This is a genomic window from Flavobacterium sp. (genome assembly GCF_027531905.1).
Classification (GTDB): Bacteria; Bacteroidota; Bacteroidia; order Flavobacteriales; family Flavobacteriaceae; genus Flavobacterium.
In genome coordinates this window covers 50903-75004 of the sequence record NZ_JAPZSU010000025.1, presented here as the reverse complement: position 1 = coordinate 75004, position 24102 = coordinate 50903, and the positions used below count along the sequence as shown (strand labels likewise).

Here is a 24102-nt window from a genome sequence, read left to right as displayed (position 1 = left end):
GGACTTTATCATCAAAAACAGATGTAGTTTGTGTTACTTTATTATGTTTTAGTTAACCATTTAAAAAGCAAATAGTTGCAATTTTAATATTTGCCTCATAAAACTGATGTTTTTTACCTATTTTTGCACCCCAAATCGACAAAATTTAAAAAGTATGAAAAAAATTTCGCTCTTTTTACTTCTCTTAAGTACTGTATTTGGAACCGCTCAAAGTATCGAAAACTATTTTGAAACCATACGAAGTAACGAAGCTCAACTCACAGCTTTTTTCTCTCAGATGCCCAAAGGGGGCGATTTACACCATCATTACTCCGGATCTGTTTACGCTGAACCCCTTATGGCTTATGCTATAAAAAGTAATTTCTATCTCAATCTAGAAACTTTAGAAGTACAGTCAGAAAAAGGCAAAGATGGGATTTGGGAGACCTTTGAAATGATTCAGAAAAAAGGGCTGCTGCCTGTGTATCAACAAAAAATCATCGAGAAATGGTCAATAAAAGACTTTAATGGTGTGAGTTATCCGTCAGACAAGCAGTTTTTTGAGTCTTTTGGGAAATTTCAGGCTACGATTATTCCAACTTTTGAACAAGGGTTGTTGGAGTTAAAAAATCGAGCCATTAAAGAAAATGTTAGCTATATCGAAACTCAATTGTCTACTATTCCGTGTGATATGAATACCGCTGACTTATTTTCTTTCAACGAACAACTACGCAGTTTGGTTGCTCAAAAAGAGGAGAAAAATGTTTTCAAAGTATTGGATCAATTGTATGATACTTTTGTAAAAAGAGACGCGGCAAAATATGCTGAAAAATTCAATACTGCTTTTGTGGCACGCATGCATAAAGACTTGAAGATGGATGACGCGCAATTTACGATGCGTTATCAAAATTTTGTATTGCGTTTTATGGAACCTGTAGATTTGTTTAAAAATTTGGTGATTGCTTTTATTTCCTCTGATACTAGTCCGCTCCTTACCGGAGTGAACATTGTTTCCCCCGAAGACGGAGCAACTTCGATGAAAGATTATGAATTGCATATGTTAATGTATAAATACTGTCACTCCAAATTTCCGAAGGTAAAATACAGTATGCATGCTGGCGAATTGACACTTGGGCTAGTTCAACCCGAAGAGTTAACTTGGCATATTAACTCGGCAGTATTTACCGCTGGCGCAAATAGAATTGGACATGGCGTAGATTTGGCTTACGAAAAAAATAATTATGAACTCCTACGTTATATGGCAAAGAATAAGATTGCTATTGAGATTAATTTGGTAAGTAATGAGTTTATTCTGAAAGTAAAAGAAAATCGACATCCGTTTACTTTATATAAAGAATTTGGTGTGCCTATCGTGATTAGTACAGACGATGCTGGTATCTTAAGAACCAATCTCATCGAACAATATGTGCTTTTGGCTAAAAGATATCCACAAGTTAGCTATAAAGACATCAAAGAATATGTGTACAACGGTATAAATTTTAGTTTTATAGAAGAGGAGGCTGTGAAGCAACAATTATTGAGCGATTTAGATCGTCGATTTAAAGTTTTTGAAGCACAATTTCCGTTGCGATAAGCTTAATCTAAGATAGAACTTGAGGTGTTTCCGACTTATTCGTGTTTAATCTAACTTCTATTTTCATAATTAAGTCGCAAAAAAGTTGCAAAAAATGCTTATTTTTGCTTAATCCCCAACTTTCGAACTTGATCCCTATTTTTGCTTAATTCCCAACTTTTGAACTTGATCCCTTGATCCCATAAAAGTAAAACAAAAAAAGTGTAGAAACAAAAAAACCCTTGAAAAATCAAGGGTTTTGAAGTGAACGCAGAAGGATTCGAACCTTCGACCGCCTGCTTAGAAGGCAGGTGCTCTATCCAGCTGAGCTATGCGTCCATTGTTGTCGGGGTGGCAGGATTCGAACCTGCGACCTCCTGCTCCCAAAGCAGGCGCGATAACCGGGCTACGCTACACCCCGAGTGCAAATATTTGCGGAGAGACAGGGACTCGAACCCTGGCGACGGTTACCCGTCGACAGATTAGCAATCTGCTCCATTACCGCTCTGGCACCTCTCCCAAACCAAGAAAGCTATCTTGTTTTGCGGTTGCAAATTTAAGTCAACTTTAGGTTTCTCGCAACTATTTCGATGCTTTTTTTTAAATAAAATTCAATATATTTATAAAAGACTTAACAATCAAATAAATACGATTAGCAACACTTAGGTTTCCTTTGGTTAAATACATATTATTTTATGAAAATATGAAATAGTTGCAAAAAAGATTAAATTTGCTAAATAAATCAACATATTTTTACATTATGAACAAGAAAGTAGTTATAGTTTCCGCTGTAAGGACTCCTATTGGGAGTTTTATGGGAGGATTATCCAATATTACCGCTCCAAAATTAGGAGCCATAGCTATAAAAGGAGCTTTAGAGAAAATACAACTAGATGGTAATTTAGTTGATGAAGTTTACATGGGTAATGTAATTCAAGCTGGTGTTGGTCAAGCTCCTGCTAGGCAAGCTGCCTTATTTGCTGGATTGTCTAATGAAGTGGCTTGTACAACTATCAATAAAGTATGTGCTTCTGGTATGAAAGCGGTTATGTTAGCTTCCCAAGCTATTCAATGTGGAGATGCAGAAATTGTTGTTGCCGGCGGAATGGAGAACATGAGTTTGATACCGCATTACATGAACCTGCGTACTGGAACAAAATTTGGCCCAAGCACTATGGTTGACGGAATGCAAAAAGACGGTCTTACCGATGCTTATGATAATACTGCGATGGGTGTTAGTGCCGATTTATGTGCCTCTGAATATGAAATCACACGTGAAGAACAAGATGCCTTTGCCATAGCATCATATAAAAGATCTTCTGACGCTTGGAGTCTGGGTAAATTTGATAATGAAATTGTTCCAGTTGCTGTTCCTCAAAGAAAAGGAGATCCAATTATAATTTCTAAAGACGAAGAGTTTACCAATGTTAATTTGGACAGAATACCTACTTTGAGTCCTGTTTTTACTAAAGATGGAAGTGTAACCGCAGCAAATGCTTCAACAATTAATGATGGTGCAGCTGCCCTGGTGCTTATGAGTGAAGAAAAAGCAGTATCTTTAGGACTTAAACCATTGGCTTATGTAAAAAGTTATGCTGATGCGGCTCAAGAACCTAAATGGTTTACGACAAGTCCTGCAAAAGCATTACCAAAAGCGCTTGAGAAAGCAGGTCTTGCTATAGAAGATGTTGATTATTTCGAATTCAACGAAGCTTTTTCGGTAGTTGGTTTAGCTAACTCAAAAATTCTTGGCTTAGATCATAATAAAGTAAACGTCAATGGTGGAGCGGTTTCTTTAGGACATCCACTTGGTTGTTCTGGGGCTAGAATTATAGTAACACTCTTAAATGTTTTGCAGCAAAATAATGCTAAAATTGGTGCAGCCGCAATTTGTAATGGTGGTGGTGGTGCATCAGCTATAGTAATTGAGAAAATTTAAAAAAACAAAATTGAATTGTTGTTCTTTAGCGGCTACAAATCTTAATTTGTAAATCAAAAATAATGTTTGGAATCTGTAATTTAGCCATCATACCGCTTCGCTTTGAGCCTAGTGATAGAAGTGAAATCGTATCACAAGTTCTTTTTGGAGAGCATTTCGAAATCATTGATAAGCAAAATCAGTGGTCTAAAATTAAACTCCAATACGATGAATATGAGGGCTGGGTTGACAGTAAGCAGTACCAATTAATTTCTGAAGAAAACTTCAAACGACTTTCTACGGATAGTATTGTTTTGAATGCAGACTTAATAGAATACATCACAGGACCTAATAATTTACTAATGCCTATTCCTTTGGGGGCTAGTTTGTCGTTTTTGAATAACGATGAAATAAATACAGCCCAATTTGATTTTGAAGGGGCCAAAATAAGTGGGGTTAAGGATAAAGCTAGTTTAATAAAAACGGCCTATATGTATTTAAATGCTCCTTATTTATGGGGAGGAAAAACGCCATTTGGTATTGATTGTTCTGGTTTTACACAAATGGTATATAAACTCAATGGATATAACCTAAAAAGAGATGCCTCACAGCAAGCGTTACAAGGAGATCCGTTAAGTTTTATTGAAGAAAGCGAACCTGGTGATTTAGCTTTTTTTGATAACGAAGAAGGGAAAATTATTCACGTAGGTATAATAATGTCTGATAATTACATTATTCATGCTAGTGGAAAAGTGAGGGTTGATCGTTTAGATCATTTAGGGATTTATAACATGGAAACTAGTAAGCATACACATAAGTTAAGGGTTATCAAGAAAATAATTTAGGAAAATACTTTTCCAAAAAAAAGTTGTTCTCTCGAACAACTTTTTTTTGGAAATGTTTGAAATTACCCTTTTGCCTTCAATGCATCATATTTATCCGTCATATCTAAAGAGCGATAAAGATTAAGAAGGAGCTTAGAAACGTCTTTATTATTTGGATCTAAAATTAGTGCTTTTTCAAGATAATTTACTGCAGTTTTTACTTCCGCATCTTTTTTTGCCTTTAATTCATCATACTTTTTCATATCTTCAGAAGAAGTTCCAAGCAGGCTCATTTTATCAGCTATTTCTTTTTTACGATCAAGCTTTACATAAGCTAAATCAATATAGGTTTCTATATCACTTGGATTGATATTAATAATTGCTTTATAGTTGCTTTCTGCACTTGCGATATCTCCTTTTTCTGTTTGGATATATGCCAGTCTTTTTAATATTTCAGCTTTCTTAGATTTGGATTTTGCATTTCTTGGTTTGTCATGTGAACCTTGTTTTACTCCTAAATCCCTATTTGAAGCCGAAACAAAAAGCTCTTCTTGATTGTTTTTTTTGTTTGTTGCATAATACTCCATGCCATTACCTGAATACTTTATGTTTTTTAGTACTTCATAACTTTTCAATGCTAAATCATACTGTTTTGCATTGAAAAAATTAGACGCTGCATTATATAAGTTGACAGTATCTTTTTTGTCCATTTCGTATAAATACATCATTTTATCTGCAGCTTCAGAAAATCGCTGTGCATTATTGTCTTCAACAGAACTACGCTCTAAAGCACTTTTGATTTCCTTTATTGATTCTCTAGCTTGAACTGCATATTTTAGATTTCCAGAATCAACTTCGGCAGTAATCAATTCATTATAACAAGCAACAGCTAATGACATGTTCTTAGAGCTGTCTATTTTTTTATTGGCTAGGGCTGTATAAGTTTTTGCCTTGATAAAATAATAATCAGATTTGTCTTCATCTTTAGCATTGGTGATCAAATACTCGATGTCATTCAAAATGGTTAAAGCTCCTTGAACATTTCCTTTGGTTAGTTCTGCTTGAGCAGTCTTGATTTGCTCTTTTTGAGCCATAATTGAAAACGTAACGCTAAACATTAGCAGCGTAAAAAAGTACAATTTCTTCATAGCAGGTTTTTTGGTAAGATTAGGTTTGATAATTTTGTTTTGTGTAAAAACTCAATAAATTAATAAAAAATTAACATGACCAAAATAGAATAATATTTTGATTTTACAAATACATTAGTAAAAAAAATATCTATTAAAATTGAAAATGCATAAATAAATGATATCATTTTTTATAGTATAACAAATGTATTTGTAGTAATGCAATCACTAGGAAGTATTTATGTAATTAAAGAAATAATATATTAATTCTTGTGATTGAAGTTTTTGCCAATAAAGAAAGGCTGTAAAATGGTTTAAACCTCTGATTGTAGCTGTTTTTTTTTTTTTTTTTGTAGTGATTGACTCGTTTTCTATAATCATATCAAAAGGAGGTGTCTTATAGTAGACACCTCCTTTTATGAAGATTAAGTTATTATTTATTTTAGTGTATGTTGACTTAAAATACGATACACCTCATTGATATTATTACTCCCTTTACCAAATTGTTTGGTAATAGGATTGGGTTCGTTGTTCAGCCAAATTTTTAAATCGGCATCCATGTCTAAGATTCCGGCACTTTCTTTAGAGAATTTTTTGATGTTTTGGTAGGGAATGGATAAGTAATCCACTTTTGAACCCACTAATTGTTTTTCGACTAGTATTAATCTTTTGTTGGTAAAAACAAACATATCTTTTAGTAATTTAAAGGCTTTTTCGATTACTTCGCCTTCAATTAATATTGGTTCAAACTCTTTAGAAGCACTTTCGATAGTTACTTCTGAGGCGTTTCCTAGAATGGCATTGAATAGTCCCATAGTGTTTATTTTTGATTGTATTTAGCTTTGTATTTATCGCTTAGTTTTGTTTGATGCGTCGCCAAACTAATCATTCTTCCTTGAATAAAGGCATGGGTTAGTTTGTTAGTTCTCATATCTAAAGCATCGCCTTCTGAGATGAAAAGTGTAGCATCTTTGCCTTCTTCTAAAGAACCACATTGTTGGTCAATTCCTAATATCTTAGCGGTATTCAAAGTGATTAATTGTAACGCTTTTTCTTTGTCTAAGCCATAAGCTACACAAGTTCCTGCTAAAAAAGGGAGATTTCTTGAACTCATTCTTTCTTTACTTCCGCTATTTTCTAGACCAACCAGAATTCCTTTATCAGTTAATATTTTGGCCATTTTATAGGGTAAATCGATATCTTGGTCTTCATTGGTTGGAAGGTCGTGAATTCTTCTTAAAAGTACACCAATATTGTTTTTAAGTAAAAGTGGCGCTGCTTTATAAGCTTCAAACCCTCCAACAATCACCATTTTTTTAATTCCGTTCTCAAGAGCTAATTGAATACCATCCGTTATTTGTTTTTCTTCATCAGCGTGAATGAACAAGGTTTGAGTTCCGTCAAATAAGCCTTTTGTAGCTTCAGTAACTAAATTTCTGCTGTCTGAGGTACCGCCCAAATAAGCTTTCGCACTTTTGAAAAAAGCATCTAATTCTTGAAGTTGTTTGTTGTACTCTTTATTTGGCTCGATAGAACCTGGTTCTGCCCACCAGCCCCCTCTTCTAAAAGTAGCAGGAAGATTAATGTGGATACCATCGTTCTCTTTTATTAGTGCTTCTTTCCAGTGCCAAGCATCTAATTGTACAATAGAAGAACTACCAGAGATTCGTCCTCCTCTAGGTGTGATTTGCGCCATCAAAATTCCGTTAGGACGAACGGTTTCAATTACTTTTGAATCGGCTGTGTAGGCCACAATACTTCTTACGTTGGGGTTAAAAGTTCCAATTTCTTCCTCGTCGTCCGAAGATTTTATCGCGTCTATTTCTACCAATCCCAAAGTAGAATTGGGTACTATAAATCCAGGGTAGACATGTTTTCCGCTTCCGTCTATGGTAACATCGTAAGCGTCTTTGGCTATTTTTATTTGTTGGGCATTGGCTACCAAACTAATTTTTCCGTTTTTGAAACCAATGGCTGCATTTTCTATGACTTCACCAGTTCCTAAATGAGCAGTAGCATTAAGAATTATTATCGATTGGGATTGTGCAGGTGCTGGAATTTGCTGTGCTTGACTAAGAGTCGAAAAACCTAGAGTGGCAAATAAAAGTGCTATTTTTATGTTCATCTTTTTTAAAATTTGGTGTTCGTAGTGCATACTAGATTGGATTACAATTCTTCCATTGTATCGCATTCGTACTCTGGTTTGATTGATTTTTTAGGAGCTTGTGTGGCCATTCCTTTGTTTTTTTCTAACAATAACTGACCAATCAATTGAGCTCTTTCTTTAGCATTTGCAGCTCTTTTGGCTTCATCTACTTGGCTGTCAAAATACACTACACCTTCGATTAACGTTTTTTCTGCTTTGGCATAAATAGACAAAGGATTGTTGTTCCAAAGTACCACATCAGCATCTTTTCCTACTTTAATACTTCCTACTTTGTCGTCTATGTGTAATAATTTTGCTGGATTTAAAGTCACAAATTTCCAAGCTTCTTCCTCCGAAATGTTACCATATTTAACTGCTTTTGCAGCTTCTTGATTCAATCTTCTTGACATTTCGGCATCATCGGAATTGTAGGCTACTACTAATCCGTGGTTATGCATAATCGGACCGTTTTGTGGAATAGCATCGTTTACTTCGAATTTATAAGCCCACCAGTCAGAGAAAGTTGAGGCTCCAACACCGTGTTCTTTCATTTTGTCAGCCACTTTGTATCCTTCAAGAATGTGGGTATAGGTGTTAACTTTGAAGCCCATTTTGTCAGCCACATTCATCAACATCAAGATTTCTGATTGTACATAAGAATGACAGCTTATGAATCGTTTGTTGTTCAAAATTTCTGCTAAAGTCTGTAATTCCAAATCGGTTCTTGGTGCTTTTGCTTTGTCTTTTTTACCGCTTGCATTGAATTTTTTCCAAGCTAAGTCGTATTCTTTGGCTCTTTGGAAATAATCTGTAAATACTTGTTCTACTCCCATACGAGTTTGAGGAAAACGAGTTGGATTCGCATTACCCCAGTTGGATTGTTTTACGTTTTCACCCAAGGCAAATTTGATGAATTTTGGTTGGTTTTTGTATAACAATTCTTCTGGTTCCATTCCCCATTTCCATTTTACAATAGCCGAGCGACCACCGATAGGGTTAGCAGAACCGTGTAGTAATTGTGATGTAGTAACACCTCCCGCTAAATCTCTGTAAATATTAATGTCTTCGGAGTTGACTACGTCTTCGATTGTTACTTCGGCACTAGAGTTGTGTCCTCCTTCGTTTACACCATTAGAAATTGCGATGTGAGAGTGTTCGTCAATGATACCGCTAGTTAAGTGTTTTCCTTTGGCATCAATGATAGTAGCTCCACCATCTGAAAGATTTTTCCCGATGGCAGCAATTTTACCGTTTTTAACCAATACGTCGGTTTGTTCTAGAATTCCTTCTTTTTCGTTGGTCCAAACCGTTGCATTTTTGAACAATAGCGTTTGTGCTTTTGGGATTTCAGTATTTCCGTATGCAATGTTTGGATAAGTAACAGGCTGAACCGCGAATGGTTTTTCAACGGCGCTTGAGTCTTTTACAATCTTAAATGGCGCAGTTTTTTTGGCATACCAAGTCACTTCTGAACCATTGTCTAAAATGGCTTTTCCAGATAAGTTTTCGGTAGTGTCTACCAAGCCATTTAATCTTGAAAAATTGGTTTTTACATCGTCATTAGATTTGATTAATAGCGTAACCCATTGATTCGCAAAAGTCAAATTCGATTTTACTTTCTTTTTATCAGCGGTTGTAATATCCGATTTTGGTTTGGCAACTTCTCCTTCAATTTTTAACTTATAGGTTTCATTACTTACGGTCAAATCGTACTCTCCACGAATATCTTTTACAGTCCAATCGTTAATCACATATTTATTGCCTTGTACCCAGTTTTCGAAAACGATGGTTTTTTCGTCAAAAATGGCTCCTGAAGTAATGATGAAGTTGGCATAGCTACCTGTTTTTAAACTTCCAATTTCATTGCTTTTTCCAAGTAATGCAGCTGGAGTAGTAGTCAAAGCTTCTAAGGCTTTTGTCGGGTCAAAACCAAATTGAATGGCTTTTAATAAATTCCCTCTAAAGTCTTCTATCTTTTTTAATTTATCTGTAGTTAATGCGAAAGTAATTCCGTTTTCAGATAGTACTTTTAAGTTGCTAGGTGCTTGATTCCAAAAACGCAAATCGGCCAACTCCATTTGGTTCGCATTGAACGGATTTGAAACATCGTAAGCTTCTGGGAAGTTAATAGGAATGATAAAACTAGCATTCGTTTTTTTGATTTCTTGAATGCGTTCAAATTCGTTTCCAGCTCCTTTGAGGATATAATTTAAGCCAAATTCTTTTGCAATTTTTGAGGCTCTTAAACTATTCAATTTGTCTTCTGCTGTAAAAATTTGAACTAATTTTTCGTTAGCAATCAAAGCTTCTAAGGATAAATCTTTGTTTGTAGCATTTCCATTTTTGTACCATTCTTTGTCGTGATACATTTGACGAAGCAAAGCCATCATTCCCATTAAAGAAGAAGGGTAGGATTGATTGGTAGTTACACTACGAGTAAAACCAAAGTGTTGGCTGGCTTTGTTGCTCAAAATTCGATTGGTTTTATCGCTGTTATTCAAAGCTACTATGGCTCCAGTTCCTCTGGCAATACCATCTTGAATATGAGTACCTACAACACCAAATCCGGCTTTTAATAATTCTTCAGCTTTGGTTTCGTCGTAAGCGAAAGTTTCGTAAGCATTGATTTCTGAGCGAATGTTTTCGTTCCAATAATAGCCTGCACGTTTGGTATCATAAGAAGAACCTCTTTCGCCAGATGCCGCTCTTTTTGGTTTTTCAGCACCAAAACTCGTATACATATCGATGAAGGAAGGGTAAATTGATTTTCCTTCGGCATCAATTATCATTGCGTTTTTGGGGATAGCAACTGAGTTTCCTGATGCTACTACTTTACCGTTTTGGATTAGTAAAGTACCTTTTTCAATGATTTGAGTAGGGGTAACATAGATTTTTGCGTTGGTAAAAGCAGTGTAATAATTGTTTTTGTTTGGAATACTTTCGTTATTCGGAAAGTACTCTTGTGCTTGTGTTTTCGCTATAAAAACACCAAAAAAGAGTAGAATTATAAGTTTTTTCATAATGGGTTAGTTAATTTTTTTAAAATTACTAAAATTAATAACACTTGGAAGGGCTATTTAAATTTTAACGTCTGTTTTATAGCTGGATACTATTTTTTGCTAAAATTTTATTTTTTTGTGACTTATTATTTTAAGTTTTTGAGAATACTTTTTAAATTTAACAAGTTGATTACTGTTATAGTGTCTATTTTTATTTTACTTTTATTCAAAAAGATTATTTATATGCTCGTTAAAGTTTTTGGAAGTGCCGTTTTTGGAGTCGAAGCTACAACTATCACTGTTGAGGTTAATATTGATAATGGTGTTGGCTATCATTTGGTGGGTTTGCCAGATAATGCGATTAAAGAAAGTAGTTATCGCATTGCGGCAGCGCTCAAAAATAATGGGTATGCCTTGCCCGGAAAAAAGATTACGATTAATATGGCTCCGGCCGATTTACGAAAAGAAGGTTCTGCTTACGATTTGACCTTGGCGGTGGGTATTTTAGTGGCTTCCGCTCAGATTTCTACTGCTGTTTTGGATGAATATGTCATTATGGGTGAATTGTCTTTGGATGGAAGTTTACAACCTATTAAAGGTGCATTGCCCATTGCTATAAAAGCCAAAGAAGAAGGTTTTAAAGGTTTTTTTCTGCCAAAGCAAAATGTAAAAGAAGCTGCTATAGTTGCAGGATTGGATGTGTATGGCGTCGAAAATGTACAAGAAGTTATTGACTTTTTGGAAGGGAAAGGAACGCTTGAACCCACTAGAATTGATACAAGAGCAGAATTTTATAAAACCTTAGATTTTCCTGAATTTGATTTTTCGGATGTAAAGGGGCAAGAAAGTATTAAGCGATGCATGGAAATTGCTGCTGCTGGTGGACATAATATTATTTTGATTGGACCTCCAGGTGCGGGAAAAACAATGCTGGCGAAACGCTTGCCTAGTATTTTACCTCCAATGACACTCAGAGAGGCACTTGAAACCACGAAAATTCATAGTGTTGCAGGCAAATTGAAAGAAGTGGGACTAATGAATCAACGCCCTTTTCGAAGTCCGCATCACACTATTTCGAATGTGGCTTTGGTAGGTGGAGGGAGTTATCCTCAGCCTGGTGAGATTTCGATGGCGCATAATGGGGTGTTGTTTTTGGATGAATTGCCCGAGTTTAAAAGAGATGTTTTAGAAGTGATGCGTCAGCCTTTGGAAGATAGGGAAGTAACGATTTCTAGAGCAAAGTTTACTGTGACTTATCCTTCCTCGTTTATGTTGGTAGCGAGTATGAATCCAAGTCCGAGTGGGTTTTTTAATGACCCTAGTGCTCCTCAAACGTCTTCACCACACGAAATGCAACGCTATTTGAGTAAAATATCAGGTCCACTTTTGGATCGAATTGATATCCATATCGAAGTGACTCCGGTGCCTTTTGAGAAATTGTCGGATGATCGAAAAGCAGAAAGTAGTGTGGATATACGAAAACGTGTTACAGCTGCTAGAGAATTGCAAAGTCAACGTTTTGATTCGCTCGAAAATATTCATTACAATGCTCAAATGAATACGAAGCATATTCGGGAGTTTTGTGCTTTGGATGCTGCTTCAAAAGAGTTGTTGAAAACGGCTATGGAACGTTTGAATCTCTCGGCACGAGCTTATGATAGAATTTTGAAAGTTTCTAGGACTATTGCAGACCTTGAAGCGTCTCCTAACGTAATGTCTTCGCATATAGCCGAAGCTATACAATACCGTAGTTTGGATAGAGAAGGGTGGTTGGGGTAATTTTTTGAATGATTACTGATGAATCAAATTGTTTCTTTTTAGCCCCGATCGTAGTGGAAATCCTTTGTTGCCGGGGTTCGGCAGCAAAGATTGTAACGGAGAGCGGGAACCCTCTTTGCAAGTAAGCCTATTGATGCCGCTTCAAAAAAAGAGAGCTACTTATTGAGGATAAATAGCTCTTTCGTTTTTAGTAGTTACTGAATGTAATTAAAGGTATTGCCTTGTTTGATGTCGCCGGATTGAAAACCTTTTTGAAACCAATACATGCGCTGCTCTGAGGAACCGTGGGTAAAAGAGTCAGGTACGACTTGACCTTGCATTTTCTTTTGGATGGCGTCGTCACCCACGGCTTGCGCGGCGCTTAGGGCTTCCTCTATATCACCAGGTTCTAATATGCTATTTTGTTTGTCGTCATAATGTGTCCATAACCCTGCATAGAAATCGGCTTGGAGTTCTAGGGCGACAGAGAGTTTATTGGCTTCGGTTTCGCTTTTTCCTTGTTGGAGTTGACGCATTTTTGTTGAAGTTCCCAATAGATTCTGAATGTGGTGACCGTATTCATGACCAATTACGTAAGCTATAGCAAAGTCGCCACCTTGCGCTCCAAATTTTGTTCTCAATTCCTCGAAAAAGGACATATCCATATAGATTTTTTGATCTGCTGGGCAATAAAACGGTCCCGAAGCGGAGCTGGCTCCACCACAAGCGGTTGCTACTTCTCCGCTAAAGAGTACTAATTTTGCCGGTTCGAAAGGAAGATTGTTTTCTTGGAAAATTTTGCTCCAAGTGTCTTCATTTTCTGCAACAATTGTTTTTACAAATTTTCCTTCATCAATTTCGCTTGGCGTTAAATCTCTTTGTTCTGTAGCGGCACTTTGTGATTGATTGTTGAATTGTTCTAAAACAGGCGTTATCATTTGAGCGTTTTCGCCACCAAAAACATTGATGAGTAAAATGATAATGCCTATTATGCCGCCGCCTACGATTGATTTTCCTCCGGTAGACATGCCACGACGATCTTCTACATTATCGCTTTGTCTTCTTCCTTGCCATTTCATAATTTGTTGTTTTTGATGTTGTTCGGAATAAAGTTACTTAATTTTAGTAATCCATTTCAAGATTACTTCTTCTATAATACCTTTTATGATTGGTTTTGGGATGTAATCATTCATTCCTACTTTTAGGCATTTTTTGCGTTCTTCTTTCTCGGTTCCAGCGGTGATGGCAATGATTGGGATGTCTTTTCCGTGTTTAAGATTTCTTAAGGCTTTGGTGGTTTCGTAGCCGTTCATTATTGGCATTTGAATATCCATGAATATTAGCGTTGGTTTTAGGGACTCAAATTGTTCAACGGCTTCTTTTCCATTTAAAAATTCGAATACCTCAACTTCGACAAACAAATTCTTTAAAATGGTTTTTAAGAGTAACATGTTTATCTTATTGTCTTCCACAATCATTATTTTAAGGTTGGAAAGGTGGTGTTTTGTTTTTAAAGGCAGTGGAGCAGAAATGTTTTTTTTAGTTGTATCATAAGCTTCTTCGGTTTCCGTTACATTTGAAGTTTTTAGCTCAATATCAAAATAGAAAGTACTGCCTTTGTTGATTTTACTTTCTAATTGTAACTTGCTATTCATCAGGCTTAATAATTGATTGGAAATGGTGAGTCCAAGCCCTGTTCCTCCAAATTTTTTGGAGGTGGAGCTGTCTTCTTGAGAGAAGGCATTGAATATTTTTTTCTTGTTTTTTTCTAGTATTCCAATTCCGGTATCGATAATCGCAAAACGAAGGGTTTGTTGTGTCTCGTTATCTTTGTTGATTACCCCAACCTCAAGTGTGATGCTGCCTTTATCTGTAAATTTTACTGCATTAGCTAGAAGGTTGATTAAAATTTGTTTTAAACGAACAGAATCTACCCAGACAAATTTGGGGACTTCTGGTGCGATTTTTAAGAATAAGTCTAATTTTTTTTGGTTGGATTCATAAAAAATAAGATCGATAGTTTGGTTTAAAATTTCGGACAGTTCTTGTTTTTCGATGAAAAGATCTAGTTTTCCAGCTTCAATTTTAGAAAAATCTAAGATATCGTTGATGATATCTAATAAAGACATTGCTGATTGATTAATCGTAGTCATGTATTTTTCTTGAGTACGATTAAGATGGGTTTTCATGAGCAAATCGGTAAAGCCAATGATTCCATTGAGCGGAGTTCTAATCTCGTGACTCATATTGGCTAGAAAATCAGATTTTGCTTTATTGGCTGCTTCCGCGAGTTCTTTTTCTTTTAGAATGCTTTCTGTTTCCTTTTGGTTAGTAATATCGAAAAGAATACCTCCAATAAATTCTATCGTATTGTCCTTTTTAATTGCATCGCTAAATTCTTCTATCCAAACATATTGACCTGATTTTTTTTTGATTCTGTAGCGGTCATGATTAGGTCTTCCGTTGTTGAAATTCCTGTTTTGTTTTTCGATGACGAGTTCTCTGTCTTCGGGATGTATTAAATTGATTAAAAATATTTTTTGTTCTAAGAAATCATTTTTTGAATAGCCAGTAAGTTTTTCTATAGAATCATTTATATATACTTTTGAGGCGTATTCATCAAATTTTGAGAGATAAACAGTTCCAGGAATATTATTGGCAATAAGTTTGAATTTTTCTTCACTTTTATGAATGAGCTTCTCATTTTTATCTCGTTCTAAGGCATAAGAAATATTACTAGCCAATGTTTTTAAAATAAAGCTTTCTTCTTTGGACCAATTTCTTTCATAAGAACAATCATCCATACCAATGAATCCAGTAAGTTCATCATTATAAAAAATAGGAACAACTAAGATAGATTTGATGTCATTGGCAATTAATAATTGTTTGAAAAAGGAGTTTTTGAGTTTGCTGGTTTTGGTTTTAAATGTTTTTTTAATTGACGTTTTATTAGTAATATCTAGCAAATCTTCATCGTTAAAATCTTGTAATGGGGTGATTTGTAAGGGTATTCCCTTTTTAGCCCATTTATATTTTTGTCGGATCAATTTGGTATTAGGGTCTTTTTCATAATAAAATAAGTGATCGGCTTGCGTTGCATTACCCATGATTTCAAAGGTGTCTTTAAACATCTCATCAAGGCTTTTGCTTAATAAGAATTTTTCTGTGCAAAGAGCCATTTCGGCAAGGAGGTGGCTTTTCTTTTGAAGCTTTTTCTCTGCTTCAAATTGTTTTTGTGTAGCTAAGGCAAGCGAGAGAATATCAGCAATGGTTCTTGCAAAAGTAAGATCTTCTTGGTCCCAATTTCGTTGATTGGTTGTAGTTTCGAACGATAAAACGCCAAGCAATTCACCATTAAGTAAAATTGGGGTATCTATAGCTGATTTTATATTATGAATGCGGTAATACGATTCGTAAAATTCATTGTTTTCGGCATCTCTTTTAATGTCATCTTTATGCAGTTGTATGCCTTGTTTTATTTTTTGAGTATGAACGGGATAATCGTCTTTTTTTAAGGTTGTTTTCTTTCCAAAACTTTGATTTTTAGCATGATAAATGCACATGCAAATAATGGTTTTTTCACGATATCTCCAGTAGCTTACTCGATCACATTTAGAGATGTTCGAAGCCGTTTCAATGATATGCTTAACCACATTGTCAGTATTTTGAAAGTTTCTAAAATTAATTGTAAATAAGTTCCTGATGGTCGCATTGTACAATTCAATTTTTTGTTGACGCTCATTATTTTTAAACTCGTTGTATTTTATTCGTGTAATGTCTCTACCAATTCCAGAATAGCCAATTATTTTTCCGTTCTCTTCTTTTCTAATGATTACTTTTAAGGAAATCCAGATGCTTTCTCCAAATTTGGTATCAATTGGGAATTCAATTAATGGATAATTGGTGTTTCTTTTAAAAATGTTTATAATTTCATTAAAATAATCTGTTCTAATTATTGAGGTTAAATTTTTTCCAAGCAGTTCATTTTCATTGTATTGTAGTGTTTTAAGAGAGAAATCATTAATGAAGGTAAAATTTCCACGAGCACTAGTTTCAAAAATTAGATCATTAGCATTTTGTATAATGTCTTTGTATTTATTGTGAATATTTCTTTGCTCCGTAACATCTTGTCCTATGCTCACAATAATATTGTCAGCAAACTTTTTATCTGTCCATTGAATAAATTTATACGATCCATTTTTACATTTTAGTTTTCGGATGTAAATTTTTCCATCTACAAAAACATCATTATAGGGCAGTCCAACAAAATCAGGATCTTCTGTCAATCTCCAAAACTCAAAACCCATTACTTCTTTGGGCGTATATCCAAGAATTTTTTCAATCGTATCACTACAATAAATTACCTCACCTTGATGATTGCAAGCAAAAGTTAGTGAGTTTCCTTTATTTATGATTTCTTTAATAAAATCATTCTCTTTTGTTTGTGCGTCATCAATAGTTTTGCGAATAAAATTTACAATAATTACTACAAATGAATTGATTACTAAATTAATTCCAACGGGTTTTGGAATGGCCTCTAAAAAAGTAAACAGACAAATTGAAACTATTGTTAATCCAATAAAATAACCATAGAGTCTAGACTTTTTTAAGATATCAAATGATAAAAAAAGCAATATCGTGAAAGCGATTTTAGGAATAAAATCGGTTTGGTGTTCAATAAGATTTAAAGTAACATAAATGAAATAGAAGATGAAAGCTGTGACAAATACAGTTTTGATGTTGTTATAGATATAGGGTACTTTTTTTGATAAAAAGTAGATAAATATTATAACTAACGCGATCGCTGTATTTTGATACAATAAACTTTGTGGGCGAATCTGGAAATAATCAAAAAACAATTCCAAGGCAATTATAAAAGTACCAAAAAGGAGTAAACATATCTGAAACTCTTCCTTCCCTATGGCTTTGCCATGTAAAGCATTATTCTTTTTTATTTTTTTAAAGGATATATAAATGTATACAAGTAAAACAATAAAAAAAGTAAACACTAAAAATTCAAAATCTTTATGACTAATCTTACTTAATGAAGATTTTAAATCGCTAGTCCATAGGGTGATAGTCCAACTTTTGAGGGTTAGTTTATGGATGACAGTATATAAAAGTCTGATATACAATGTTATCGCAGTGCTTTGGGTTTGTGGTACTTTATTTAGTCCTAGAAAAGGAAGTCAAAAGTAGAATATTATCACATATAAGTTTACTAAATAGTTAAAAAAATGTCATCTTTTTTTTTAATCGTTATACAGTTTCTTCGAAACTACTTACTTGATTGTAAATGGTATAAACAACCGAGATTAAAAAAGGATAAGTGAAAAATACGCCAATACAAAAAGCAAAAAGACCTAAAAATGTGCCAATGATTGCCACAATGACAAGCATTAAAATTGCGATAGGTTGTTTAGTAACTATTGTAGTACTTGTTTTTATTGATTCTAAAGCAGAACAATTGCCTAAAACAATTAATGGAATCGTTAAAAGTGTAACAAAACTGATGATTATTGTCAAAATGAGTCCAACAAAAGAAAGTCCTATTTCTTCAAAAACAAGACTCAAACCATTAGTAGCTAAACCGATAAGAAATGTTACAGCAACAATTGGGACAAACTGACGAGAAGTGTACATTGAAAATAAACCAGAAACACCAAATGAAGTGTCTTTTTCGGCAGCATCGGCCATTTTGTAAAAACCAGCCATAAATGGACTTAATAGACAGGTAGAAAGAATAGAAAAGCCCGTAGAATACCAAATATAAGGCTTGGTTTGTAATAACTTCTGGAAGTTTTCTATGGATCTTTCATTGATGTTTTCTGTACCAATAATACTTGCAGATACTGCACTTAAAAAAATTACAAAGAAAAAAAGGAAAACAAAAAGTGCCAATCCTGCATACAAAACTATTTTTTTATAATTAGCAAAAGAATGATTCAATACCGTTTCGAATTCCAAAGTATTGTTGTATTTATTGGTTTCAGTTGGTTTTTGGGTAAGCATATGTTATGTTTTTGTAGGTTAGTTATAGTTTAAAATAGACTTGTTCAAATGGTACTCTAAAGCGTTCGCCATAGATACCGTTTTCATCACGGATACCGCAGCCAAGGATCATATTGATTTCGCTGCTGCTAGGTAATCCTATAATTTGTTTCACTCGTAAAGAGTCAAATCCTTCCATGGGACAAGTGTCGTAATTTATGGCAGCCATACTAATCATGAAGTTTTGAGCAGCCAAAGCAGCGCTTTTGTGCGCTACGATTCGCATATCACTTTGGCGTGCTTGTCTGTAAATAGGTTTGAAGCAACCAATACACTGAAAAGCTATATATTTTATACTTCCAAGAATTCCCCAAAAATCGGTATAAATGGTTGGGATGATTTTTTGGTAGTAGTTCAAGGCGAATTTTTCTCTTTTCGTGTACTCAGATTCGTTTTTGTTTCCGAATAGTGCTTTCAAAAAGGAGATGTTAGCTTCTTTTCTTTTACGCCATAAATCTTTTCGAGCTACAACAATCACCAATTGATTGGCTGTTTTTGCGGCACTTTGGTCAAAACTAGCTTTGGCTATTTCTTTAATTTTATCAGGATTTATGATATGATAAAATTCCCAAAGTTGCATATTGCTGCTAGTTGCTGCCAAAGTGGCTAATGCAATACATTGTTTTACTTTTTCTTCTTCAATAGCTTCTTTTTTAAAAACGCGAACGGATCTTCGGTAGTGAATGGCTTCACTAACAGTTTTCTCTATAGCCATTGTAGCATTTTTTTTACGGATTGTAATTTGTCTTTGTAAGGAGCATATCGCATTGGCAAGTCGAGCCAGTTGGCTTTTTTAACGATTCCTTTTTTGTGTGAAAAAACATCAAAACTTAATCGGCCGTGATACGCTCCAATTCCGCTGTGGCCTACACCACCAAACGGAAGTCTTTGGTTAGAAAAGTGTACTACGGTATCATTGATGCATCCGCCACCAAAAGCATATTTTTTCATGATTTCTTTTCCAAAAGTTTTGTTCTCCGTAAATACATAAAGCGCCAATGGTTTTTCATAGCGTGCAATTATAGCGTCAATTTCTTTAGGATCTTCATAGGTCAACAATGGCAGTAAAGGGCCAAAGATCTCATCCTGCATGATTAAACTATCCAATGAATTTTCTTCAATAAGGGTAGGAGCAATGTAGCAATCCTCAATATCCGATTCACCACCAATCAGCACTTTGTGAGAGTCAATCTTATTGACCAATCGCTGCCAATTTTTTTGGTTAATTATTCTGGCCAAATCAGGAGAATTTTTTGGTTCTTCTCCGTAGGCATTTTGTAATTCAGCTTTCATATAATCAACAAAGTGACTTTTCATGTCTTTTTGTATCAAAATATAATCTGGAGCAATGCATGTTTGTCCAGCATTGATGAATTTGCCCCAAACAATTCGTTTGGCGGCTAACTTTAAATTTGCCGTTTCATCAATGATACAAGGATTTTTTCCGCCTAATTCTAAAGTTACCGGGGTTAAATGTTCGGCAGCAGCTTTGGCAACAATTTTGCCAACGGCTACACTTCCTGTAAAAAAGATATAATCCCAGCGTTGCGACAAGAGTTTTTGAGCTACTTCTACGCCTCCATTTTCTACTTTTACATGGTTTGCATGAAATACTTTTTCAATGATTTTGCTGATTATTGCCGTTGTGTTTGGCGTCAATTCCGAAGGTTTTACCACCACCTGATTCCCTGCGGCTACAGCGGAAACCAAAGGGCAAAGCGCTAATTGAAAAGGATAGTTCCAAGGGGTAATAATTAATACTTTCCCGTAAGGTTCTCTTAGAATATAATCAGTTGACGGGAAATTTAAAATAGAAGGCCATATTCTTTCTGGTTTTGCCCATCGATGCAAGTTTTTTATGGTGTCTTTCAATTCTGTAATGACGTAATTAGTTTCGGTCAAAACGGCTTCAAAGGCAGGTTTTTTGAAATCAGCATAAAGCGCTTGTACAATTTCGTCTTCTAGTAACACAATAGTATTGAGTAGTTTTACTAAGGTTTCTTTTCTAAAAGCTACACTGGTTTTGTAATTCATTTCCATAGCGATAAAATTAGGAACTGCAAGTTAATTTTTAAAAACTGAAAAAAAGAATTTTTTTTACAAAAATCAAATCGCTTTCCAAATAACATCGTCTGGAACGGGTGCTGTAATTGATAAGGGTTCTTTTGAAACGGGATGAACAAAGACCAATTTTCTCGCGTGTAAATGAATGCCACCATCAGGATTGCTTCGGTCAAAACCATATTTCAAATCGCCTTTTATTGGACAATTTATTGCAGCTAATTGCGCTCTAATTTGGTGATGTCTCCCAGTGTGAAGATTGATTTCTAAAGCAAAATAGTTCGTAAGTTCTTTGATAATGGTATAATCCAAACTCGCCAATTTACTATCAGGAACTTCTTTGCTATGTGCTTTTGAAGTGTTATTTTTCTCGTTTCTTTTGAGGTAATGAACCAATTGGGCTTGCGGTTTTTCGGGTTTGTTTTTAACCACAGCCCAATAGGTTTTTTTAGTTTCTCGGTTGCTAAATAGTTCATTCATTCGGGTCAAAGCTTTGCTGGTTCTAGCAAAAACTACGATTCCTGTAGTAGGTCTGTCTAACCGATGAACAATACCTAGAAATACTTCTCCAGGTTTGTTGTATTTTTCTTTAAGGTATTCTTTGACTACTTCCGAAAGCGGTTTGTCGCCTGTTTTATCTCCTTGTACCAAATCGCCCACTCGTTTGTTCACTACAATCAAATGATTGTCTTCGTGAAGGACTTGAAGATTGTTTTTGGTAGAGATAATTTTCATTTGGACTTAGTACTGTTCGTTAGCGTTAGGGAAATCTTTTGACTTAACATCGGCGACATAGCTACCGATAGCGGTGGTCATTTGCTCATACAAATTCAAATAACGACGTAAGAATCGTGGACTGAATTCGTTGTTCATTCCTAACATATCGTGAATTACTAATACTTGACCGTCAACGCCACCACCAGCACCAATTCCGATAACAGGGATAGAAATACTTTTAGCTACTTTTTCGGCTAAGTGCGCTGGTATTTTTTCAAGTACCAAAGCAAAACAACCTAATTTTTCTAGCATTTGAGCATCTTCGATTAATTTTTCAGCTTCAGCTTCTTCTTTGGCTCTTACCGTATACGTTCCAAATTTATAGATAGATTGTGGAGTTAAACCCAAGTGTCCCATTACTGGAATCCCAGCATTCAATATTTTCTTTATGGATTCTTTTATTTCTTTTCCTCCTTCTAATTTTACAGCGTGTCCGCCACTTTCTTTCATAATTCGGATAGAAGAACGCAGCGCTTCTTTTGGGTCGGATTGATAACTACCAAATGGTAAATCTACAACTACCAAAGCTCTTTCTACCGCTCTAACAACAGAAGAAGCGTGATAAATCATTTGGTCTAACGTAATAGGCAAAGTAGTTTCGTGACCTGCCATCACATTGGAAGCTGAATCCCCCACTAAAATAACATCGATACCCGCAGTATCTACTATTTTGGCCATAGTGTAATCATAAGCCGTAAGCATTGAGATTTTTTCACCATTGGCTTTCATCTCAATTAAGGATTTGGTCGTAATTCTTTTGTAATCTTTTTTGGCTACTGACATACCTTTATGTTTAATTTTAGGGTGCAAAAGTACTAAAATTGTATAGGTTTAGCAGTACGATATTGTTTTTATATTTTTTCTTATAAGCTGTCTTTATTTAAAAGGAGGTAGATTTCTTAAATCCTTTTTTATTTTCTTATTTTACTACTCTTTAATCTTCATCTCTTAAAATGAGTATTAGGAGATTTAAAACGTTATAAATAAAATTGGTATGAGAAAAATTATTCTAGGAATGTTGGTGTTGTTCGGAATGACTACCCAAGCTCAAAATTTGGAAGTACAACATACGATTGAGACTTTTTTCAAGGGATTTCATTCTAGAGATTCTATTGCGATTCAAAAAGTGTGTTCGGATAAAATGGGTTTGCAATCAATAGCAGAGAATGCGAAAGGCAGCCAATTTTCTACAGACACGGCATCAAAATTTTATAAATCCATTGCTTCTATTCCTGCGACAATGCAGTTTGAAGAGCGCTTGTTAAGCCATACGATTCATATTGATGGCACTATGGCTATCGATTGGACGCCTTATGAATTTTATGTCGATGGAAAAAAAAGCCATTCGGGTGTCAATGTTTTTACGTTGTATAAAGACAATGGCCAATGGAAAATTGTAGCGATTATCGATACAAGACGAAAGTAAATACAGTAATTTTGCTTTTTTAATTCACTACCTATTTTGAAAAAAATTCTAATCATAGACGACGAAGAAAAACTACGTGGTTTACTCGCTCGCATCATAAAAGCTGAAAATTTTGACGTTCTAGAAGCTGGAGATTTAAAATCAGGCTTGAAAAAAGTAGAGCAAAATGATCTTGATGTGGTGCTGTGCGATGTCAAATTACCCGATGGGAGCGGAGTCGATTTTGTACCTCAATTAAAAAAGGCAGACCCATTAGTCGAAGTTATTTTGCTCACTGCTTATGGCAATATTGCCGATGGGGTGCAAGCGATGAAAAACGGTGCTTTTGATTATATCGTCAAAGGCGATGATAATGATAAAATTATTCCGCTATTGTACAAAGCCCTAGAAAAAGTGCAACTACAGAAAAAAGTGCGACAACTCGAACAACGCATAGGAGCACAATTTTCTTTTGAATCGATTCTTGGAAAATCTAAAGGCTTGGAGCAAGTGATTGATTTAGCCAAAAAAGTAGCTCAAACCGATTCTACCGTTTTGTTAACCGGCGAAACGGGGACAGGGAAAGAAGTTTTTGCACAAGCCATTCACGAAAACAGTACCAGAGTAGGCAAATCCTTTGTAGCATTAAATTGCAGTACTTTTAGTAAAGAAATTTTAGAAAGCGAGTTGTTCGGTCATAAACAAGGTGCTTTTACGGGTGCACTAAAAGATAAAAAAGGATTCATTGAAGAAGCCAATGATGGTACACTATTTTTGGACGAAATAGGCGAAATGCCACTCGAGTTGCAAGCCAAATTATTACGTGTTTTAGAAACCAATGAATACATTCCTTTGGGCGAAACTACTCCAAGAAAATCTAATTTCAGGTTGATTACGGCAACCAATCGCGATTTGAAACAAGAAAGTGAAGCGCATCATTTTCGTTCGGATTTGTATTTCCGATTGAATATTTTTGAAATTCACCTTCCGCCCTTGCGAGAGAGAGTAAAAGATATTACCGTTTTAACCTCCTTTTTTGTGGCGCAGTTTGCTGAAAAAACCAACAAGAAAAAGCTACTTATTGGTGCCGATTTTATCCAAAAATTAGAGGAATACCAATGGCCAGGGAATATTCGCGAATTGAAAAACGTGATTGAGCGTTCGGTGATTTTGGTCAATGGTGACACTCTCACTCAAGACGTTTTACCTTATGAAATTCAACATCAGCAAGAACATTCTAATAAAAGTACTTCGGCTTTGGCCATGCAAACCATCGAAAAAGGGCACATTCAAAAAGTATTAGCTTACACCAAAGGCAACAAAGCAGAAGCTGCTAGGTTACTCGAAATTGGAATTGCTACGCTCTACCGTAAATTGGACGAATACAATATTCACTAGGTTTATTTTGAATTTAATTTTGTAAATTAGTTTTATGTTTGAAGCAGATAAGAAACCGCTTGATTTTGTTATCGATAAGTTGACAA

17 protein-coding genes and 3 tRNA genes are annotated in these 24102 nt (G+C 35.1%); 6 read left to right on the top strand and 14 right to left on the bottom strand.

The window, feature by feature from the left end; translation table 11 throughout:
• Positions 1-154: 154 nt before the first annotated feature.
• Complete coding sequence (locus tag O9307_RS07840) at positions 155-1573, top strand: adenosine deaminase (protein WP_298297359.1); 1419 nt, start codon at positions 155-157, stop codon at positions 1571-1573.
• A gap of 244 nt (positions 1574-1817) precedes the next feature.
• On the opposite strand, the gene O9307_RS07835 is transcribed toward O9307_RS07840, so the two are convergent.
• From O9307_RS07835 to O9307_RS07825, 3 genes are all read right to left on the bottom strand, one after another.
• A tRNA-Arg gene (locus O9307_RS07835) sits at positions 1818-1891 on the bottom strand.
• A gap of 7 nt (positions 1892-1898) precedes the next feature.
• A tRNA-Pro gene (locus tag O9307_RS07830) sits at positions 1899-1973 on the bottom strand.
• Positions 1974-1987: 14 nt separating this feature from the next.
• A tRNA-Ser gene (locus O9307_RS07825) sits at positions 1988-2071 on the bottom strand.
• 241 nt (positions 2072-2312) lie between these two features.
• Between O9307_RS07825 and O9307_RS07820 the strand changes: the two genes are divergently transcribed.
• Together O9307_RS07820 and O9307_RS07815 are read left to right on the top strand one after the other, a co-directional pair.
• Complete coding sequence (locus O9307_RS07820) at positions 2313-3491, top strand: acetyl-CoA C-acyltransferase (protein WP_298297356.1); 1179 nt, start codon at positions 2313-2315, stop codon at positions 3489-3491.
• A gap of 62 nt (positions 3492-3553) precedes the next feature.
• Positions 3554-4315, top strand: coding sequence for a C40 family peptidase (locus tag O9307_RS07815; RefSeq protein WP_298297353.1), 762 nt, complete (start codon positions 3554-3556; stop codon positions 4313-4315).
• A gap of 62 nt (positions 4316-4377) precedes the next feature.
• Here O9307_RS07815 and O9307_RS07810 read toward each other — a convergent pair whose 3' ends face one another.
• The 4 genes from O9307_RS07810 to O9307_RS07795 all read right to left on the bottom strand — a co-directional run bounded on the left by O9307_RS07810 (position 4378) and on the right by O9307_RS07795 (position 10587).
• Positions 4378-5388 carry a hypothetical protein gene (locus O9307_RS07810; RefSeq protein WP_298297350.1) on the bottom strand — a complete coding sequence of 337 codons (1011 nt, stop codon included), beginning with the start codon at positions 5386-5388 and terminating at the stop codon, positions 4378-4380.
• 470 nt (positions 5389-5858) lie between these two features.
• A complete protein-coding gene (locus tag O9307_RS07805; protein ID WP_298297348.1) occupies positions 5859-6236 on the bottom strand; it encodes a PH domain-containing protein in 378 nt (125 codons plus the stop codon).
• A 5-nt stretch (positions 6237-6241) separates the two neighbouring features.
• Positions 6242-7546, bottom strand: a complete 1305-nt coding sequence (locus O9307_RS07800) for an amidohydrolase family protein (RefSeq protein WP_298297344.1) — start codon at positions 7544-7546, stop codon at positions 6242-6244.
• Positions 7547-7587: 41 nt separating this feature from the next.
• Entirely contained in the window at positions 7588-10587 is a 3000-nt protein-coding gene (locus tag O9307_RS07795; protein ID WP_298297341.1) for an amidohydrolase family protein, read from the bottom strand.
• 222 nt (positions 10588-10809) lie between these two features.
• Here O9307_RS07795 and O9307_RS07790 point away from each other — a divergent pair, with 222 nt between their 5' ends.
• The gene (locus O9307_RS07790) at positions 10810-12345 is read left to right on the top strand and encodes a YifB family Mg chelatase-like AAA ATPase (RefSeq protein WP_298297338.1); all 1536 of its coding nucleotides are present in this window, start codon (positions 10810-10812) and stop codon (positions 12343-12345) included.
• A 194-nt stretch (positions 12346-12539) separates the two neighbouring features.
• On the opposite strand, the gene O9307_RS07785 is transcribed toward O9307_RS07790, so the two are convergent.
• The 7 genes from O9307_RS07785 to panB all read right to left on the bottom strand — a co-directional run bounded on the left by O9307_RS07785 (position 12540) and on the right by panB (position 21996).
• Complete coding sequence (locus O9307_RS07785) at positions 12540-13403, bottom strand: neutral zinc metallopeptidase (RefSeq protein ID WP_298297335.1); 864 nt, start codon at positions 13401-13403, stop codon at positions 12540-12542.
• A 33-nt stretch (positions 13404-13436) separates the two neighbouring features.
• On the bottom strand, positions 13437-16958 hold the full coding sequence (locus tag O9307_RS07780) for a PAS domain S-box protein (RefSeq protein WP_298297332.1): 3522 nt from the start codon (positions 16956-16958) through the stop codon (positions 13437-13439).
• A 625-nt stretch (positions 16959-17583) separates the two neighbouring features.
• Entirely contained in the window at positions 17584-18336 is a 753-nt protein-coding gene (locus O9307_RS07775; protein WP_298297329.1) for a hypothetical protein, read from the bottom strand.
• Positions 18337-18358: 22 nt separating this feature from the next.
• A complete protein-coding gene (locus O9307_RS07770; RefSeq protein ID WP_298297327.1) occupies positions 18359-19090 on the bottom strand; it encodes a nitroreductase family protein in 732 nt (243 codons plus the stop codon).
• Positions 19081-20409: an aldehyde dehydrogenase gene (locus O9307_RS07765; protein WP_298297436.1), complete on the bottom strand. Its 1329-nt coding sequence runs from the start codon at positions 20407-20409 to the stop codon at positions 19081-19083. The genes O9307_RS07770 and O9307_RS07765 overlap by 10 nt, the downstream gene beginning before the upstream one ends.
• A 72-nt stretch (positions 20410-20481) precedes the next feature.
• On the bottom strand, positions 20482-21171 hold the full coding sequence (locus tag O9307_RS07760; RefSeq protein ID WP_298297324.1) for an RluA family pseudouridine synthase: 690 nt from the start codon (positions 21169-21171) through the stop codon (positions 20482-20484).
• 6 nt (positions 21172-21177) lie between these two features.
• Positions 21178-21996: a 3-methyl-2-oxobutanoate hydroxymethyltransferase gene (gene panB, locus O9307_RS07755; RefSeq protein WP_298297320.1), complete on the bottom strand. Its 819-nt coding sequence runs from the start codon at positions 21994-21996 to the stop codon at positions 21178-21180.
• Positions 21997-22207: 211 nt separating this feature from the next.
• On the opposite strand from panB, the gene O9307_RS07750 reads away from it, so the two are divergent.
• Together O9307_RS07750 and O9307_RS07745 are read left to right on the top strand one after the other, a co-directional pair.
• Complete coding sequence (locus O9307_RS07750; RefSeq protein ID WP_298297317.1) at positions 22208-22639, top strand: nuclear transport factor 2 family protein; 432 nt, start codon at positions 22208-22210, stop codon at positions 22637-22639.
• 33 nt (positions 22640-22672) lie between these two features.
• A complete protein-coding gene (locus O9307_RS07745; protein ID WP_298297433.1) occupies positions 22673-24016 on the top strand; it encodes a sigma-54 dependent transcriptional regulator in 1344 nt (447 codons plus the stop codon).
• Positions 24017-24102 lie beyond the last annotated feature (86 nt).